The following is a 16,713-nucleotide window of genomic DNA, read 5'->3' on the forward strand; positions in this document are numbered from 1 at the left end:
GAGAACAGATGGCAAAGACGCATGTGACCATGAAAGTGAACGGCGCGGAGGTCGAAGGGCTGGTCGAGCCGCGGACGCTGCTCGTGCACTTCATTCGCGAGAATCTGCAGCTCACCGGCACCCATGTCGGCTGCGAGACCACCCATTGCGGCGCCTGCACCGTCGATCTCGACGGCATGTCGGTGAAGAGCTGCACGGTGTTCGCCGTGCAGGCCGACGGCTCCGAGATCACCACCGTCGAAGGGATGGCCAACCCCGACGGCTCGCTCTCGGCGCTGCAGGAAGGTTTCCGCATGATGCACGGCCTGCAATGCGGCTTCTGCACGCCCGGCATGATCATGCGCGCGCACCGGCTGCTACAGGAAAATCCGTCGCCGAGCGAGCAGGACATCCGCATGGGCATGTCAGGCAATCTCTGCCGCTGCACCGGGTACCAGAACATCGTTCGGGCGATCCAGTATGCCGCCGCCAAGCTCAACAATGTCGAATTCAAGGAGGCCGCGGAATGAACGACATGACTCCCACGCGGGAACAACGCACCGCCGCGCTCGAAGGCATGGGCTGCAAGCGCAAGCGTGTCGAGGACATCCGCTTCACGCAAGGCAAGGGCAACTATGTCGACGACGTCAAGCTGCCGGGCATGCTGCATGGCGATTTCGTCCGCTCGCCGCACGCACATGCGCGCGTCAAGGCGATCAAGACTGAAGAGGCCCTGAAGGTACCGGGCGTGCTCGCGGTGATCACCGCCGAGACGCTGAAGACCGTCAATCTCGCCTGGATGCCGACGCTCGCCGGCGACGTGCAGATGGTGCTGGCCGACGGCAAGGTGCTGTTCCAGAACCAGGAGGTGGCCTTCGTGGTCGCGACCGACCGCTACGCCGCCGACGATGGCATCAACAAGGTCGAGGTCGAATACGAGCCGCTCCCGCCGCTGGTCGATCCGTTCAAGGCGATGGACCATAATGCGCCAGTGCTGCGCGAGGACCTCGCCGGCAAGACCACGGGCGCGCATGGGCCGCGCAAGCATCACAACCACATCTTCGAGTGGACGGTCGGTGACAAGGATCTGACCGATGCGGCGTTCCGAAGGGCCGAGGTCACGATCAAGGAGATGATCTCCTATCACCGTACCCATCCGTCGCCGCTCGAGACCTGCCAGTGCGTGTGCTCCTTTGACAAGGTCAAGGGCGAGCTGACGATCTGGGGCACCTTCCAGGCCCCGCATGTGATCCGCACCGTGGTGTCGCTGATCGCCAAGCTGCCGGAGCAGAAGATCCACGTGATCGCGCCTGACATCGGCGGCGGCTTCGGCAACAAGGTCGGCGCCTATCCCGGCTATATCTGTGCGGCGGTCGCTTCCATCGTCACCGGCAAGCCGGTGAAATGGGTCGAGGACCGGATCGAGAATTTGACCGCGACATCCTTTGCGCGCGACTACCACATGACGACCGAGATCGCGGCGACGAAGGAGGGCAAGGTCACCGGCCTTCGCGTCCATGTGCTCGCCGATCACGGCGCGTTCGATGCCTGCGCTGACCCGTCGAAATGGCCCGCCGGTTTCTTCAACATTGTCACCGGCTCCTATGACTTCCCGACCGCGCATCTGACGGTCGACGGCGTCTACACCAACAAGGCGCCGGGCGGCGTCGCCTATCGCTGCTCCTTCCGCGTCACCGAGGCCGCCTATTGCATCGAGCGCGCGATGGACATTCTGGCGCAGAAGCTCGGCATGGACCCTGCTGAGCTGCGGTTGAAGAATTTCATCAAGCCGGAGCAGTTTCCTTATCACTCGGCGCTCGGCTGGGAGTACGACTCCGGCGACTATCACACCGCCATGCGCAAGATGATGGAGACAACCGACTACGCCGCGCTCCGCAAGGAGCAGGCGGACAAGCGCGCGGCCTTCAAGCGCGGCGAGACCCGCGAGATCATGGGGCTCGGCGTCTCCTTCTTCACCGAAATCGTCGGCGCCGGCCCGTCGAAGAACTGCGATATCCTGGGCATCGCGATGTTCGACTCCTGCGAGATCCGCATGCACCCGACCGGTGCGGGCATCGCGCGCATGGGGACCAAGAGCCAGGGCCAAGGGCACGAGACCACATGGGCTCAGATCATCGCCACCGAGATCGGTATTCCCGCCGACAACATCATGGTCGAGGAGGGTAACACCGACACCGCGCCATACGGGCTCGGCACCTACGGCTCGCGCTCGACGCCGGTCGCAGGCGCTGCGATCGCGATGGCGGCGCGCAAGATCAAGGCGAAGGCGCAGATGATCGCCGCCTACAAGCTCGAAGTCCATGAAGATGATCTCGAGTTCGATATCGACGGCTTCCGCGTCAAGGGCCTGCCGGAGAAGTTCATGTCGATGAAGGATATCTGCTGGGCCGCCTACAACTCCGTGCCGCCGGGCATGGAGCCGGGGCTGGAGGCGGTGAGCTATTACGATCCGCCAAACATGACCTATCCATTCGGCGCTTATCTCTGCGTGATGGACATCGACGTCGATACCGGCGTCTACAAGGTCCGGCGCTTCTATGCGCTCGACGATTGCGGCACGCGGATCAACCCGATGATCATCGAGGGCCAGGTGCATGGCGGGCTCACCGAAGCCTTCGCGATCGCGATGGGCCAGGAGATCCGCTACGACGACACCGGCAACGTCGTGACGGGCTCGTTCATGGACTTCTTCATGCCGACCATGGTCGAGACGCCACATTGGGAGACCGACTTCACGGTGACGCCGTCGCCGCATCATCCGATCGGCGCCAAGGGCGTCGGCGAGAGCCCGAATGTCGGCGGCGTGCCGGCGTTCTCCAACGCCGTTAACGATGCCTTCTCGTTCCTCGGCTCGACCCACATCCAGATGCCGCATGACTTCTGGCGCAACTGGAAGGCGGCGAAGACTCTCGGAGCGGTTGCCTAGATGAAAGGACGTGAGGAGATCACGCAAGCGCTGGCCGCATCGGGTTACATCGCCGATGCGGAGCTGGCGACCGCGATCTCGCTGATGCGATTGCTGCGGCGTCCGCTGCTGCTGGAAGGCGAGGCGGGCGTCGGCAAGACCGAGGTCGCGAAAGCGCTGGCGCAGGCGTATTCGACCGAGCTGATCCGCCTGCAATGCTATGAGGGGCTCGACCAGTCGGCCGCGCTCTACGAATGGAACTACCAGCGGCAGCTCCTGGCGATCCAGGCGCATCAAGGCGAGGATGCCGATGCAGTCGAGGACCGGATCTTCTCCGAGAAGTATCTTCTCGAACGGCCGCTGCTCGCTGCGATCCGCCGCGCGCAGGCGCCGGTGCTGCTGATCGACGAGATCGACCGCGCCGACGACGAGTTCGAGGCGTTCCTGCTCGAACTGCTGTCGGACTTTCAGGTCTCGATCCCCGAGCTCGGAACCGTCTCCGCCGTGACGATCCCGCATGTCGTGCTGACGTCCAACGGCACGCGCGAGCTTTCGGATGCGTTGCGGCGACGCTGTCTCTATCATTATGTCGACTACCCCGATGTCGATCGCGAGACGCGGATCATCCTGGCGCGGATTACGAACGCGAGCCCGTCGCTGTCGCTGCAGATCGCGCGCATGGTGCAGGCGATCCGCAAGGAGGATCTGCGCAAGGTCCCCGGCGTCGCCGAGACGCTGGACTGGGCCGCGGCGCTGGTCGGCCTCGATATCCGCGATCTCAACGACGCGCCGGAGACGGTGCATGAGACGTTGGTCTGCCTGCTGAAGACTCATGAGGATCGCGCCCGCTTTGCACCTGAGGTGACACAGCGCCTGCTAGGGAAAGTCGCATGAGCTGCTGTGGCACCAATCCGGGCTTTGAGGAGATCGACGAGGTCTCGCGGCTGGTCTCGGGTCGGCTTGCAGCCTTTCTCCGCACGCTGCGCGACAACGGCTTTCGCATCGGCCTTGCCGAGGGCCGCGATGCGGCGGCGCTGATGGCTGAAGGCTATGCGGCGCGGCCGGGATTGTTGCGGTCGGCGTTCAAGCATCTGTTCTCGGCGCGGAAGTCGGATTGGGAGAAATTCGACGGGCTGTTCGATGCATTCTGGCTCGGCAAGCGCGTGCGTTCGCGGTCGCGGACGATGGCGTCGGGACAGGCGGCGAACAGCCCGTCGCTGAAGAGCCTGGAGGGCCAACCCGAGCCGGGCGGCAGCCAGTCCCCGACCGACCAGGTCCCGTCGTCCGACGATTCGCCCGAGGGGCGCAACGGCGAGGGACGGATGGAAGGTGCCTCGCGCGCGGAAAATCTCGCCGAGGTCGATTTCCGTAAGCTCGCCGATCCCGAGCAGGTCGCGCAGGCGCATGACGCTGCGGCGCAACTTGCGAAGGTGATGCGCACGCGGCTGACGCGGCGGGATCTCGCGCGGCGGCGTGGCTATCGGCTCGATCTGCGCCGCACTATCCACCGCAATATCAATCATGGCGGGGTGCCGATCAGCCTGGTGAAGCGGCAGCGCAAGGACAAGTCGCTGCGGCTGATCGTGCTGCTCGATGCGTCCGGCTCGATGAGCATGTACACCAGCGTGTTCCTGCGCTTCATCCACGGCGTGCTCGACGAATTCCGCGAGGCCGAGGCATTCCTGTTTCATACTCGTCTGGCTTACGTCTCTGACGCCATGAAGGAGAAGGACGCCGGCCGCGCGCTCGACCGGCTCTCGATCATGGCGCAGGGCGCGGGCGGTGGGACCCGGATCGGCGAGAGCCTGCAGACCTTCAACCGCTGGCACGCTGCGCGCGTCATTCATTCGCGCAGTTGCGTGATGATCGTGTCCGATGGCTATGAGACCGGCGATGCGGCGCTGCTCGGCCGCGAGATGGCACAGCTTGCACGACGTTGCCGCCGCATCGTCTGGCTCAATCCGATGATGGCCTGGGACGGTTATGCGCCGGAGGCGCTTGGCATCAAGGCGGCGCTGCCGCATGTCGATCTCTATGCGCCCGCCAATACGCTGCAGAGCCTGCGCGCGCTCGAGCCCTATCTGGCGAAGCTCTGAAGGAGTCTTCCGATGACCGCTCATGTCGAGGTGATGGACCTGGTCGCGCAGATGAAGTCGGCCGAACGGGCTTTCGTGCTGGCCACCGTGGTGCGCACGGTCTCGGTAACGGCGGCGAAGGCCGGCGCGAAGGCAATCATCGCGCCTGACGGCACCATCGTTGCGGGGTGGATCGGCGGCGGCTGCGCGCGCAGTGCAGTACTGAAGGCAGCGCGTGAGGCGCTCGCCGATGGCGTGCCGCGGATGGTGTCGGTGCAGCCGCAGGACCTGCTCGCCGAGCTCGGCGTCAAGGCCGGCGAGAGCCGCGGCGGCATCCGCTTTGCCAGCAACATGTGCCCCAGCCAAGGTACGATGGATATTTTCGTCGAGCCGGTATTGCCGCATCCCTCGCTCATCATCCTTGGCGCGAGCCCGGTGGCGCTGTCGCTGGCCGCGCAGGCGCGGACGCTCGGCTATCACGTCACGCTCGCCGCGCCCGCCGCCGATGTTGCCGCGGTGCCCGATGCCGACGAGCGGATCGACGGCTTCCAGTTGGGCAAACTGAATGACGCGAAGCGCTTCATCGTGGTGTCGACGCAGGGAAAGGGCGATGAAGCCGCCTTGCGCACGGCGGTCGCGATCGATGCCTGCTATCACGCTTTCGTCGGCAGTCGACGCAAGATGGCTTCGCTGCGCGCCAAGCTGATCGGCGAGGGCGTGGACGCTTCGCTGGTTGACCGCGTCAAGGCTCCGGCCGGCCTCGACCTCGGCGCCATCACGCCGGAGGAGATCGCGATGTCAATCCTGGCCGAGATCACGATCGAGCGGCGGCGCGGCCAGCGCTTGCCGGTTTCCGCCTGATATCATTGAGGACCTACTCATGCAGATGAACGACAGCCAGCGTATCCCCGCATCGAAGGAAAGGGTGTGGGCGATGCTGAACGATCCCGCGGTGCTCAAGCAGTGCATTCCCGGCTGCGAGCGCCTTGAGATGACGTCGCCAACCGAGATGACCGCGACCGTCGTCATCAAGGTCGGACCGGTGAAGGCGTCGTTCGGCGGCAAGGTGACGCTGTCCGATCTCGATCCACCGAACAGTTATCGCATCTCGGGCGAAGGCTCCGGCGGCGTCGCCGGCTTCGCCAAGGGCGGCGCGACAGTGCGGCTGGAGGCGGAAAGCGCCGAGGTCACCGTGCTGCATTACGAGGTCGATGCGCAGATCGGCGGCAAGCTCGCGCAGCTCGGCTCGCGGCTCATCGATTCCACGGCCAAGAAGCTCGCCGGCGAATTCTTCACGCGCTTCGCCGCTGCAGCGGGCGCGACGACGGATGCGGCTCCGGCGGAAGCAGGCGAGAAGAAGGGCTGGATCGCAAGCCTGATGTCGTGAGGGTTTTGCTCACTTTACGGATTCTCTCGCGCCTCGCACCGGTGTCGTCCCCGCGAAGGCGGGGACCCATAACCACAGGGAGGGATTGTTGCGCGAGCAAGCGGTTGCAGCGGAGCACATTACAAAGGCCTGTGGTTATGGGTCCCGGGTCAAGCCCGGGACGACGTGGGGCGAGGTTCGGATTCAAATGTCAAACAGCGCTCCGCTGTCATCGTCCGGCTTGACCGGACGATCCAGTATTCCAGCGGCGGCAGTGCCTGAGCCGAGACGTCGCCGGATACTGGATGCCCCGCCTTCGCGGGGCATGACGGAGGAATTCGTGAGGGATACAAGTTCGCATTCTCGCGGCACGTTACGCCCGAGCTTTGCGTCTCGTTTCACCCTCTCGAAGAACAGAGGGCGCAGGGAAAGCCGGGTGCTGGTTGCACCCNTGGGTCCCGTGCAACAAAAAGCACGGGGGTAGGACCACAGGTTCAACCGAAGCATTCCGGCTTTCCCTGCGCAGGGGAAAATAAATATCCGCATGGGTTTGTAGAGACCCGTATGGAATCCCTAAGTCATTGATCCTCATGAACTTGCTCCCATATGATGCCATGCGCTTCCTTAAGCATTCGCAGACACCATCGCGACACTTCGCGAGAACGGGGCAAGCATCATGGCACGAAAAGTCAGCTTCAGCGCACTGGAGAGTCGCAGCGCTCGCCTGCGACTGAGAATCCGCCGACGGCCGTACAGCGGGCCTTCGCTCGCCCGCGGCATCATGCTGCTCTATCGCCGCAACAAGACGAATGGGACATGGGTGCTCAAGGCCAGCGACGGGCACGGCGCCTACTGGACGAAGGGATTCGCGCTCGCCGATGATTTCGAGGACAGCGACGGAAAGAGTATCCTGACGTTCTACGAGGCGCAGGACGCGGCAAAGCGATTGGCGCGCGGCGAGGACGGCAGCACCGACAACGCACCGATCACGATCGATAGCGCGCTGAAGGACTACAGGCGCGATCTGATCTCGCGCAACGCGAACCCTTACAACGCCGAGCATCCGCGCCTGCACCTCACCGGTGCGCTGTTGTCGAAGCCAGTGGCATTGCTCACGGCCGCCGATCTGAAGAAATGGCGCGACAGCCTGCTGGGCACGATGGCGCCGTCCACGATCAACAGAACCTGCCGTTGCCTGTGTGCCGCGCTGGCGCTGGCGGCGCAGCACGATGAGCGCATCCAGAACCGTCAGGCATGGGAAGTCGGGCTGGCCGGCTTGCCGGATGCGCAAGAGGCGCGCAATGTCGTCCTCTCCGACGACAAGGTGCGCGCATTCGTCCGTGTCGCCTACGGACTCGATCATCAGTTTGGGTTGCTCAGCGATGTGCTGGCGGTCACCGGCGCAAGGCCGTCGCAGGTCGTCCGCCTGCGCGTCGAGGATTTCCACGATCACCCGCTGCGGCCGAAATTGATGATGCCGAAGTCCGCCAAAGGCGGCGGCCGAAACCGCAGCCAGAAAAAGCACGAGCGCTATTCGGTGCCGATCACCGTCCAGTTGGCGGCGAAGCTGAGAGAGGCGGCCAGAGGCCGCGCCAGCGATGCACCGTTGCTCCTGCAGAGCGACGGCAGCTCGTGGGGCGATAATCCTGGCCTGAACTATCATCGTGACGTGGACAAGGTCGTCACCGCCATCGGGCTCGATCCTGCCGATGTGACGATGTACTGCCTTCGACACAGCAGCATCGTCAGGATGCTACTGCAGAACGTGCCGATCAGGCTGGTAGCGTCCCTGCACAACACGTCGGTCGCAATGGTAGAACGGAATTATAGCCGGTTCATCACCGAGCACAGCGACGACATCTCTCGCAGGGCACTGCTGCAGCATGAGGGGCCGCAGACAGCCGTTGCCAATAACGTCGTTGCCTTGGTGAGTTGATCAACCCCGTCAGCTAACCAACTTGCGCCGAGTTAGTTAGTCGGTGATCCGGCGTGATCGTTGATGTCGGACCGGAGATTCATGATATTGCGCGAGCAGATGACAACGCGCTGCGGCTCTCTACGTTGTTAGACCGCGTATTCGGAAATATCGGTGCCAGCTATGCCTAAAAGTGACAACGCATCCGCCGGTCGGCGGCCAGCACCCCCTGCATCGTCGGTCGGCGCGCCGCGAGTCAATTCCGCTGGCGCGACAAGCGTTGTGACATTTACTGCTCTCTCCGAAGCGCAGTGGCAGGCCATTCGCTCGACCCGCAACGGGTGGCCTGATGGAATCGATTGGCGCCATGAGATCGAGGGGATCGGGCGCGACTATTGGGAGGCGCAGGGCACCAGGGAGATGTGGCTTAAGAAACTGCGGGGGAAAAAACCGGCAAAGCAGCGGGAAAAAATCTACAAGGCGTGGATGTCCATGCGTCAGTCGCAAAAGGCGCTTGCAGGACTGGTCGATGATGGTCTGCTCGATGATGATTTCCCCCATCCTGATCTTGAGTCGCCAGAGCAACGACTTGAGTCGTGGCTCTCTGATTATGATGTTTGGGTTCGGCCGTTTGCCGGCCAGAGCAACCCTATCCAGACGGAACTGGAATGGCGATTGATAGACCTCTGGAAGAGGTCGGGCGGGAAAGTGGACTGGTCCAGAAAGAAGGACGATTCCGGTACGCCCTATGGGCCACTGATCAGCTTTCTCACGCTCACGATCAACGCCATCCTCGGCAAGGCACTCCGGCCGTCTGGGATTGCGAAAATGGTCGACCGCCATCGAGGCCGACGAAACAGATATGATCCCTTTCTGATGTACGTGATGAATGCCCGAATCACGGGGCTGATCTGATCGCTCGCGGATATCCGCCACCATGAGCCAGATAACGAAGTGACGCGGCCTTGGCGCAAGGGTTTGAAGTCACGTTGAGATTTAGCCACTTCCCCTATCAACCCTGAACCGACATCGATCGTCGCACTCTACGAAGCAGATCGACCGCGCTTTATTGCCTCCTACACGCAACCACACGAGTAGGAGCAGACAAACCCATGCCCCGTCCCGAAGTTACCGGCCGCAAGTTTGCATCGCTTGATGCCGTGGACGACGCTGATGCATTCACGGTGAATGAATTCTGCGCGCGCCATCGTATCTCGGTGCAGCTCTTCTACAAGATCCGCAAACAGATGCCCCGCACGTTCAACGTCGGTACGCGCGTCCTGATCAGCAGGGAAGCCGCCGCTGCTTGGCGTCGCGAGCGCGAGCGCGCAGCGCAAGCCGCTGAGCGCGCCGCCTAGTCACGGAAAGAAAAGGCGGCCCGCCAGCCGCCCTCTCCATTCTCTCTCATGGAATCCCTTAGAATGTTGGTCAGCAATACCAGCGCGCACACGGGCGTGCAAGCCGGCGACGATTTGTCTAAGCCGGAAACTGCCGGATGGTTCTTCGATCCGCTGTCCGCGCACAGCTACGATCTGATCGTTGTCGATCCGCCGTGGCCGTTCAAGACGTGGAGTCAGGCGGGGCAGCGTAAATCGGCGTCGATGCACTATCGAGTGATGACGTTGGCCGACATCATGGCGTTGCCGGTTCGTCAGCTGTTGAAGGACAATGCGGTTATCTTGCTCTGGGCGACCGGTGCGATGCTTGATCAGGCGGTCGCGGTCATGCAGGCGTGGGGTGTTACCTTCAAGACCGAGATTGCCTGGCGCAAGGTCACGCGCAACGGCAAGGTGCGTATGGGCTGCGGATTCTGGGCGCGGACCATGCACGAGCCCATCCTGCTGGGCACGCTCGGCAAGCCTGGCAAATTCACGCTGCCGTCCTGCTTTGACGGAATCGCTCGTGAGCACAGCCGTAAGCCCGACGAGTTCTATCGCATGATCACGGAGCGCACGCCGGACCTGCGGCGCGCGGACCTGTTCGCGCGTGAGCGGCGCGAAGGCTGGGATGCTTGGGGTGACGAGGTTGGGAAATTCTCCTCGCCTCGTATCGGCGCCGAGCGCGATACAACGCTGATTCGTGGCAGCGAGCCGCTCGGGGTGCTGTCATGAAGGCGCACCCGTTCCCGTTCAACGTTCGCCAGATCGTCGCAATCATTGGCGGCGATGTCACCGGCCGCGACTCCTGCAACGTGCCCGGCCCCGGGCACTCGCGCAGGGATCGCTCGCTTGCCATCCGCATCACGCCCAGCGGCTTCATGGTCCATAGCTTCGCCAACGACGACTGGAAGGATTGCCGCGAGTACGTGCGTAGCAAACTCGGCCTGAGCAACGACTGGCAGACCGACAGGGCACCTCCGCCTGATACGACCGGCGACGATGCGGAGCGCCGCAAAAAGCTGGCGTTGAAAATCTGGGCGGATTGCATTGATCCACGCGGGACGCTCGCGGAACGTTACCTGCGCGAATTTCGCGAGCTGGAGCTGCCCGACAGTGTCGCGTACACGGTGATCCGCTTTCACGCCGGGCTGCGGTATGAGATAGGGAAATATCTTCCGGCCATGGTGTGCCTGTTGCGCGACATTACGACGAACGAGCCGTGCGGCATCCACCGCACGTTTCTCGACCGCTACACCGGCAAGAAGATCGACCGGAAGATGCTTGGCGTCGCCAAGGGCGCGGCCATCAAGCTCGACGCCGAATTGTCATCGGCGCTCACGATTGGCGAAGGTGTCGAGACGGTGCTGGCGGCGCGTGCTGCGGGCTTTACGCCGGCATGGGCGTTGGGATCGAGCGGTGCCGTGCGGTGCTTTCCGGTGCTGCAGAGTCTGAGCGAGTTGACGATTCTGCAAGAGAACGATTCGACCAGCCGTCGGGACGTGAAGAGCTGCGCGCGCCGCTATATCGGATTGCGCCGTCCGGTCAATATCGTCGAGCCCAAGATCGGTAACGACTTCAACGATTGCTGGAGGGCGCGCGGATGAACGCTCCCTACGCCGTGCATCGGTTGATGCCGAACGATATCGTGACTGAGGATAGCGCCGCCCAGCAGTTCGTTGAGCTGCATGGCGACAAGCTCCGCTACTGCCACAATCATGGCAGGTGGTTCCGTTGGAATGGCTTCTACTGGGAGATCAACAACACCAGCCTTGCTTTTCACTATGCTCGCGAACTGGCCCGCCTGCTTGCCGAGAATCAGGAAGATCGCAAGCGATACAAGATCGAAGCCACCAGTTTCGCTGGCGGCGTTGAACGGTTCGCAAAGTCCGACCCCAGGGTCGCGGTCACCATGGAATATTGGAACCGCGATCCTTGGCTGCTTGGCACGCCGGGTGGCACTGTCGATCTACGCTCGGGCAAATTGCGACCCAGTTCGCAAGAGGATGGTATCACCAAAACCACGCTGGTGGTGCCGAGCGCCGACGGTTGCCCGCTCTGGCTGAAGTTTCTCAGCGAGGCGACAGGCAACGATGTCGAGCTGATTCGCTTTTTGCAGCAGTTCTGCGGCTACTGCCTCACTGGCGTAACGCGCGAACATGCTCTGGTGTTCGTGTATGGCCCGGGCGGCAACGGCAAGTCTGTGTTTCTCAACACGGTCACGACGATCTTGAAGGACTACTCGGTCACGTCGGCGATGGAAACGTTCACCGCCTCGACCAGCGACAAGCATCCGACAGATCTCGCGATGCTGGCCGGTGCACGCCTGGTCACCGCGAGCGAGACCGAGGAGGGCCGCGCGTGGGCCGAGGCCCGCATCAAGTCGTTGACCGGCGGCGATCCGATCACTGCCCGCTTTATGCGGCGCGACTTCTTCACGTACGTGCCGACGTTTAAGCTGATCGTGATCGGGAATCACAAGCCAGTCCTGCATAACGTCGATGAGGCGGCCAGGCGCCGCTTCAACATCGTACCGTTCATCCTCAAGCCTGCCGCACCGGATCGCCAGCTTGAGCAGAAGCTGATGCGGGAAGCGCCTGGAATCCTGCAGTGGATGATCGAAGGCTGTCTCGACTGGCAGCAGAACGGGCTGGTCCGTCCAAAATGCGTGATCGAAGCGACGGCCGAGTACTTCGGCGATCAAGACCTGTTTCGCCATTGGATGGAAGAGGAATGCATTTGCGAGCCCGGCAATATGGACAGGTCGGCGTCCAGCAGCTCGCTGTTCAGGTCGTGGTCTGACTACGCCAAGGCGGCGGGGCACAAGCCCGGCACGACCTCGACGTTCAAGGACAATCTGACGGCCGCCGGGTTCAAGTTTTACCGTGGCGCGAAGGCTCGGGAGTTCTTCGGGATTAGCCTCCGCCCGAAACAGGGGTTCGATGGAAGTTACGCATGAGGCGATGGATGGATGACGGCACTGACGGTGCTGACGCGTTTTCCGGTTTATCGCTTACGCGCGCGCGTGGGGCGTCAAAGCGAAAGTGGCGTCAGCCGCGTCAGCCGCGTCAGGGGTCGCCGCCTCATGGATAAGCCAGCTGCGGCGGGATTTCCCGTCGCGCCCGCAATGATGAAGGGACGCATCATGTGCGGGGCCACCCAGGTCCCAAGGATTGAGAACTCATGAGCGCAATGCTGAATAACGACCCGCATATCCTGCTTGAAATGCCGGACGAGGCCGACTGCCGCTTCGTCGGCTCCTGGCTTCTGAAGGTAGCAGAAGCGCAGACCTTCTGGTCCGAGACGTTGCGCGATCCTGCTTTCAAGAACTCGGCGTCCGCTCTGTGTTGGTGGTGTGAGCCGAATCTCGAATGCGCTGCGCTGGAGTCTTTGAGCGCATTGAGGCAGAGGGATCCGCCGTTCCATTCCTACAAGACAGAGCAGGTGCTGGCCGTCGATCTCGACTTTGCCGAGAGTGGCGTTTTCGCCACGGAATTTGCGATCATGGTCCAGCTCGGCTTTTTCGCCCTCGCCGGCGATAGCTATCGGATGACCGTTCCAGAATCCGTGACGCATGATCAGGTGCAGCACGCCCTGTTGAAGGTCGCGTCAACTGAAGTGGACGGCGAGCGCATTCAGCCGGAAAGCCTGCTGCATACACTGCCTCAAGCAGAAGCCGTGCAAGTGGTGGCGCCCAATTAACTGCGAGCTGGTGCCTCGGTTCGGGTCCTTCCCGGACCGGGGCATGCCACGGGTCGCGCCCCCGCGCCCCGTATGCCCAGCGACGAATTCTTTCCTAGGACTACAACAGCAAGGTTCGAAAGCATGAAAAGGCTTTTTTCGATCAACCGGGCCGCCGATCTGCTCGAAAGGGACCGGGCGACGTTGGTCCGCGCGCTGCGGCGCGTCAAACCTGACGGCCATGAGCGCGGCCAGCCCCGCTATACCCTGCGTACGATCACCGACGCGCTGGCCGCCCATGAGACCCGCGACAACGGCTCCTCAGGTGTCGGGCATGATCGCCTTCGATCGCGGCTTGGTGTCATCGCAGATGAGCTGGAGAGGGCGCACAAGGCACTCGACAAGAAGCGCGAGCTGATCAAGTCGCTGCCCACCCTCGACGTGAAGCAGCCGCATTCTCGGGCCGCGATGAAGCTGGTTGAACAGCTCAGTGCTCTCTATCGCGAGGCCAACGCGATCATGCGCGACATTGATCCCGCCACGCTGCTGCCCTTCGTTAGCGGGCCGATCATCGGCACCGAGTTCAGGGAGGTGCTCGCCGCGATCTGGGGGCGTGACGTGAAAATCGACGGCATGCCGCTGTTCCCGCCGGGGTACGATGGCAAGAAGGGGGCGGCCTGATGACTGATCCGAAGGCCCTCGCCGCCGAGCTTGTCCGGCTTGCGGAGCGTATCGAGCAGCTTGAAAACCATGGCGACGTGCTCGACCAGATCGCCAGAGGCGCCCTTCTGACCGTGCAACGGGTGGCCGTTGTCTGCGAGATCAGCGATCAGCAGGTCCTCAATTGGATCGAGGACAGTATCCGGCGAGGCCCCCGGCCGATTGGCGAGAAGTTGACGACGTGGTTGATCTGCACAGAGCGGCTATTCGACTACATCGAAAAGTTTCGTGGCGGTCTCTATGCGCGCAAGAAGGCCGAGAACCGGTTGAAGGAGCTTTGGCCGATCTGGTCGCAGCCACAGGAATTGAACCTGAAGACGCGCGCGGCGGGGTGAGACCTTACGCGAATACGACATCGCTAGGTTCGATGCCCGGTTTTGGGGGCAGACCGGTCTTGCGGACGGGGCGGGTTGAACTTCCGCCCGTGGACCCAAAGGCGACATCGCGGGGTGTATCTGGATTTAAGCGACGTGCCGCTAGCGGATCTGCTCGTGCCCGCTGAGGCCAGAACTATCCGGAGTTCGTTAGCCATTCAATCGATGTGAATTGATCAGATTGGGCGAGTCGATTCTTCACTTCTTCCCACAGGTTCCGCGCGAGAACCGGAACAATATGCGTCTTCGTCAATTACGCTCAACAACGTCGCTGGCACCGAGGTCGACTTTCCGGCCTAACGAGGCGGCGCGGTGCCTGACCGATCAATTGGGCTGACGAGGAGAGCAATCGATGTCGCGCAAGTTGATATGGCTTGCCGCGGCGGCGGCCGTCCTGGGGTCCGCCACGGCCGAGGCCCAAGTGACGAAAAGCCCGCCAGTGGACGCCGAGCAAGTGCTGAGAGTTCCTTCTGTCAATTACAGGACAGAGTGGGTGCAGCTCGGAACCTTCTCCGTGCTCGCCGAGAAGCCGCAGGACGGCGCTAAGGAACTGCACGCCGTCTACACCGAGCGAAAGAACGTGGAGGCCTATCTCAACGACGGCAAGTTCCCGGACGGCGCGGTGTTCGTGAAGGACCTCTGGAACGCCAAGACAGAAGCGCTGCCAACCGGAACTGCGAGCTTCGCCGGTGACCTCATTGGGCGTTTCGTCATGGTCAAGGACGCCGCGGGCAAGCTCGGTTCGGGGGCTCGCTTCGGGGACGGCTGGGGATGGGCGTTCTTCCTCGGCAACGAGACGGTGAAAACTGTCACTGGAGACTACAAGGTAGACTGCCTGAGCTGCCACGAGCCGGTCCGAAAGCAGGATCTTCAATTCCTGCAAGGCTACCCGATCCTGCGCAAGTGAAACGCGCGCCGCGGTATTCTCGCGGCGCGGCCTCCCTTCCCAACTACGCTGCGCTGGACCTCAACATCGCGAATCACGCGAGTGCCATTGTGACGACAAAAGAAGTCGTCGGTTCTATCTCTTCTCTCTGAGCCTTCGAAGCCGGTGCGCCGTACTGCTATTGCTGCAGTGCATGCGTCCGTTTGTGGCCCATCGCAGCCATGCCCGTGGGCGCATCCAACGCCCGCTTTCTGGGATGAAGCGGACATTGTGGTGTCCGAAGCCAAATCGATGGACTTGTGTCACACTTCTAGCCCGTCCCGGGATGCGCGCACGGATCGAACGCGCATCCATCCATCTCAAAAAAATGCAAAAACTTGGTCGCGCCCAAGAAAATCCACTCTGGATTTGGAGCTGACCAAGCGCCGCGCCTTCCGCGAAACCCGCGCGCTGCCATAGACTCCGCCGCATGAAACTATTCGGCAGAACCAGAGTGCAAAAACTTGAAGCAAACATCGCCTCGCTCGCCAAGCAGGCCGGGCAGCTCGCGGCCAAGCGGGCCACGGCGCAGCAGGCGCTCGACAAGGCCATCTCCGACCGCCGGGGAGCGCTGCTGTCGGTCAATCTCGATGACCGGCAGCTCAACAAGTTGCAAGCGGCTGTGGATACGGCCACATCGATACTGGAAGGCATCGACGACGCGATCTCCATTCTGAAGCAGCAGCAGGTGGAGGCCGAACGCCAGCTCGCGGCCGAACGCGATGCTGCCGAGCGGGCTGCCGCGGCCGAAAAGCTCGCCGCTCAGATCACGGCCATCGAGGCGGAGCTGCCGAAATATCTCAAGCAGTCCCGCGCCTTTGCCGATGCGCTGTCGGCGATCGGTCGCTTGCATTTTGAGACGGGGCAATTGATGCATTTTGTCCAGAACGTCGTGGGTCAGATCGAAATTGCTGCAAACTTCGCGCTAGCAGACTTGAAGACGATGCCGATCGCGATCCGCGCGGGACAACAGGCGATCCCCCGCGATGAGCCGAAGCCCGAAGCAGTGCCTGACATCGTCGACCGTGACGACGAGAAGGTGACCCCGCCGTCGGACCTCGCCCCCGTTGTGGCGAGCGAACCGACCGAAAACTTCATTGTGCTCGATCGCTCCTCGGAGAGCCGCACGATCAAGGTCGCAGGGCCGGACTTTTAGCCATGAGCAAAGGACCGCCCGGCTTCGCACCGCACATGATTGTCCATCGACTGGATGGTTGGGTCGGCGACACCGGTCGCGCGCCCCGCGCTGTTGCGGAAATGATCTTCGATGCTATGCCGCCGCTCGGCCGTCGCAGCGCCATTGATCGCATTCGCGCACGCATGATCGCGCGGCAGCACGAATATGACCTCGCTAAAAAGGTGCGCCTTGCGCGTCG

At 62.5% G+C, this 16,713-nt stretch carries 18 protein-coding genes; 17 read left to right on the forward strand and 1 reads right to left on the reverse strand.

From position 1 onward, the window contains the following. Nucleotides 1-8 precede the first annotated feature (8 nt). From YY7_RS0104415 to YY7_RS0104495, 17 genes are all read left to right on the forward strand, one after another. Nucleotides 9-509 (forward strand): (2Fe-2S)-binding protein, encoded by a 501-nt coding sequence (locus tag YY7_RS0104415; protein WP_028162161.1) that lies wholly within the window; start codon nt 9-11, stop codon nt 507-509. Then, a complete protein-coding gene (locus YY7_RS0104420) occupies nt 506-2,926 on the forward strand; it encodes an aerobic carbon-monoxide dehydrogenase large subunit (protein ID WP_028162162.1) in 2,421 nt (806 codons plus the stop codon). Before YY7_RS0104415 ends, YY7_RS0104420 begins: the two co-directional genes overlap by 4 nt. Then, entirely contained in the window at nt 2,927-3,799 is an 873-nt protein-coding gene (locus YY7_RS0104425; protein WP_028162163.1) for an AAA family ATPase, read from the forward strand. Further along, nucleotides 3,796-5,001, forward strand: a complete 1,206-nt coding sequence (locus tag YY7_RS0104430; protein ID WP_028162164.1) for a vWA domain-containing protein — start codon at nt 3,796-3,798, stop codon at nt 4,999-5,001. The genes YY7_RS0104425 and YY7_RS0104430 overlap by 4 nt, the downstream gene beginning before the upstream one ends. A 12-nt stretch (nt 5,002-5,013) precedes the next feature. Next, nucleotides 5,014-5,841 (forward strand): XdhC family protein, encoded by an 828-nt coding sequence (locus YY7_RS0104435; RefSeq protein ID WP_028162165.1) that lies wholly within the window; start codon nt 5,014-5,016, stop codon nt 5,839-5,841. A 19-nt stretch (nt 5,842-5,860) separates the two neighbouring features. After that, nucleotides 5,861-6,367 (forward strand): SRPBCC family protein, encoded by a 507-nt coding sequence (locus tag YY7_RS50740; protein WP_051396528.1) that lies wholly within the window; start codon nt 5,861-5,863, stop codon nt 6,365-6,367. A gap of 655 nt (nt 6,368-7,022) precedes the next feature. Next, nucleotides 7,023-8,282: a tyrosine-type recombinase/integrase gene (locus YY7_RS0104445; protein ID WP_028162166.1), complete on the forward strand. Its 1,260-nt coding sequence runs from the start codon at nt 7,023-7,025 to the stop codon at nt 8,280-8,282. A gap of 261 nt (nt 8,283-8,543) precedes the next feature. Then, nucleotides 8,544-9,176 carry a hypothetical protein gene (locus YY7_RS0104450; RefSeq protein WP_028162167.1) on the forward strand — a complete coding sequence of 211 codons (633 nt, stop codon included), beginning with the start codon at nt 8,544-8,546 and terminating at the stop codon, nt 9,174-9,176. A gap of 197 nt (nt 9,177-9,373) precedes the next feature. Continuing rightward, nucleotides 9,374-9,619 carry a hypothetical protein gene (locus YY7_RS0104455; protein ID WP_028162168.1) on the forward strand — a complete coding sequence of 82 codons (246 nt, stop codon included), beginning with the start codon at nt 9,374-9,376 and terminating at the stop codon, nt 9,617-9,619. A gap of 63 nt (nt 9,620-9,682) precedes the next feature. After that, nucleotides 9,683-10,372, forward strand: a complete 690-nt coding sequence (locus YY7_RS50745) for an MT-A70 family methyltransferase (RefSeq protein ID WP_080663580.1) — start codon at nt 9,683-9,685, stop codon at nt 10,370-10,372. 80 nt (nt 10,373-10,452) lie between these two features. Then, nucleotides 10,453-11,244, forward strand: a complete 792-nt coding sequence (locus YY7_RS50750) for a DUF7146 domain-containing protein (protein WP_245287196.1) — start codon at nt 10,453-10,455, stop codon at nt 11,242-11,244. Further along, nucleotides 11,223-12,596 carry a phage/plasmid primase, P4 family gene (locus YY7_RS50755; RefSeq protein WP_349642649.1) on the forward strand — a complete coding sequence of 458 codons (1,374 nt, stop codon included), beginning with the start codon at nt 11,223-11,225 and terminating at the stop codon, nt 12,594-12,596. The genes YY7_RS50750 and YY7_RS50755 overlap by 22 nt, the downstream gene beginning before the upstream one ends. 224 nt (nt 12,597-12,820) lie before the next feature. After that, nucleotides 12,821-13,339, forward strand: coding sequence for a hypothetical protein (locus tag YY7_RS0104475; protein WP_155255033.1), 519 nt, complete (start codon nt 12,821-12,823; stop codon nt 13,337-13,339). A 72-nt stretch (nt 13,340-13,411) separates the two neighbouring features. Beyond that, nucleotides 13,412-13,999 (forward strand): hypothetical protein, encoded by a 588-nt coding sequence (locus YY7_RS0104480; protein WP_155255034.1) that lies wholly within the window; start codon nt 13,412-13,414, stop codon nt 13,997-13,999. Next, the gene (locus tag YY7_RS0104485; RefSeq protein WP_028162171.1) at nt 13,999-14,373 is read left to right on the forward strand and encodes a hypothetical protein; all 375 of its coding nucleotides are present in this window, start codon (nt 13,999-14,001) and stop codon (nt 14,371-14,373) included. Before YY7_RS0104480 ends, YY7_RS0104485 begins: the two co-directional genes overlap by 1 nt. Before the next feature lie 391 nt (nt 14,374-14,764). Next, complete coding sequence (locus YY7_RS0104490; RefSeq protein WP_051396531.1) at nt 14,765-15,319, forward strand: cytochrome P460 family protein; 555 nt, start codon at nt 14,765-14,767, stop codon at nt 15,317-15,319. A gap of 472 nt (nt 15,320-15,791) precedes the next feature. Next, complete coding sequence (locus YY7_RS0104495) at nt 15,792-16,493, forward strand: hypothetical protein (RefSeq protein ID WP_035689248.1); 702 nt, start codon at nt 15,792-15,794, stop codon at nt 16,491-16,493. On the opposite strand, the gene YY7_RS60065 is transcribed toward YY7_RS0104495, so the two are convergent. Continuing rightward, nucleotides 16,490-16,675, reverse strand: a complete 186-nt coding sequence (locus YY7_RS60065) for a hypothetical protein (protein ID WP_155255035.1) — start codon at nt 16,673-16,675, stop codon at nt 16,490-16,492. The genes YY7_RS0104495 and YY7_RS60065 overlap by 4 nt on opposite strands. Between the last annotated feature and the right edge of the window lie 38 nt (nt 16,676-16,713).

The organism is Bradyrhizobium elkanii WSM2783 (assembly GCF_000472865.1).
Classification (GTDB): domain Bacteria; phylum Pseudomonadota; class Alphaproteobacteria; order Rhizobiales; family Xanthobacteraceae; genus Bradyrhizobium; species Bradyrhizobium elkanii_A.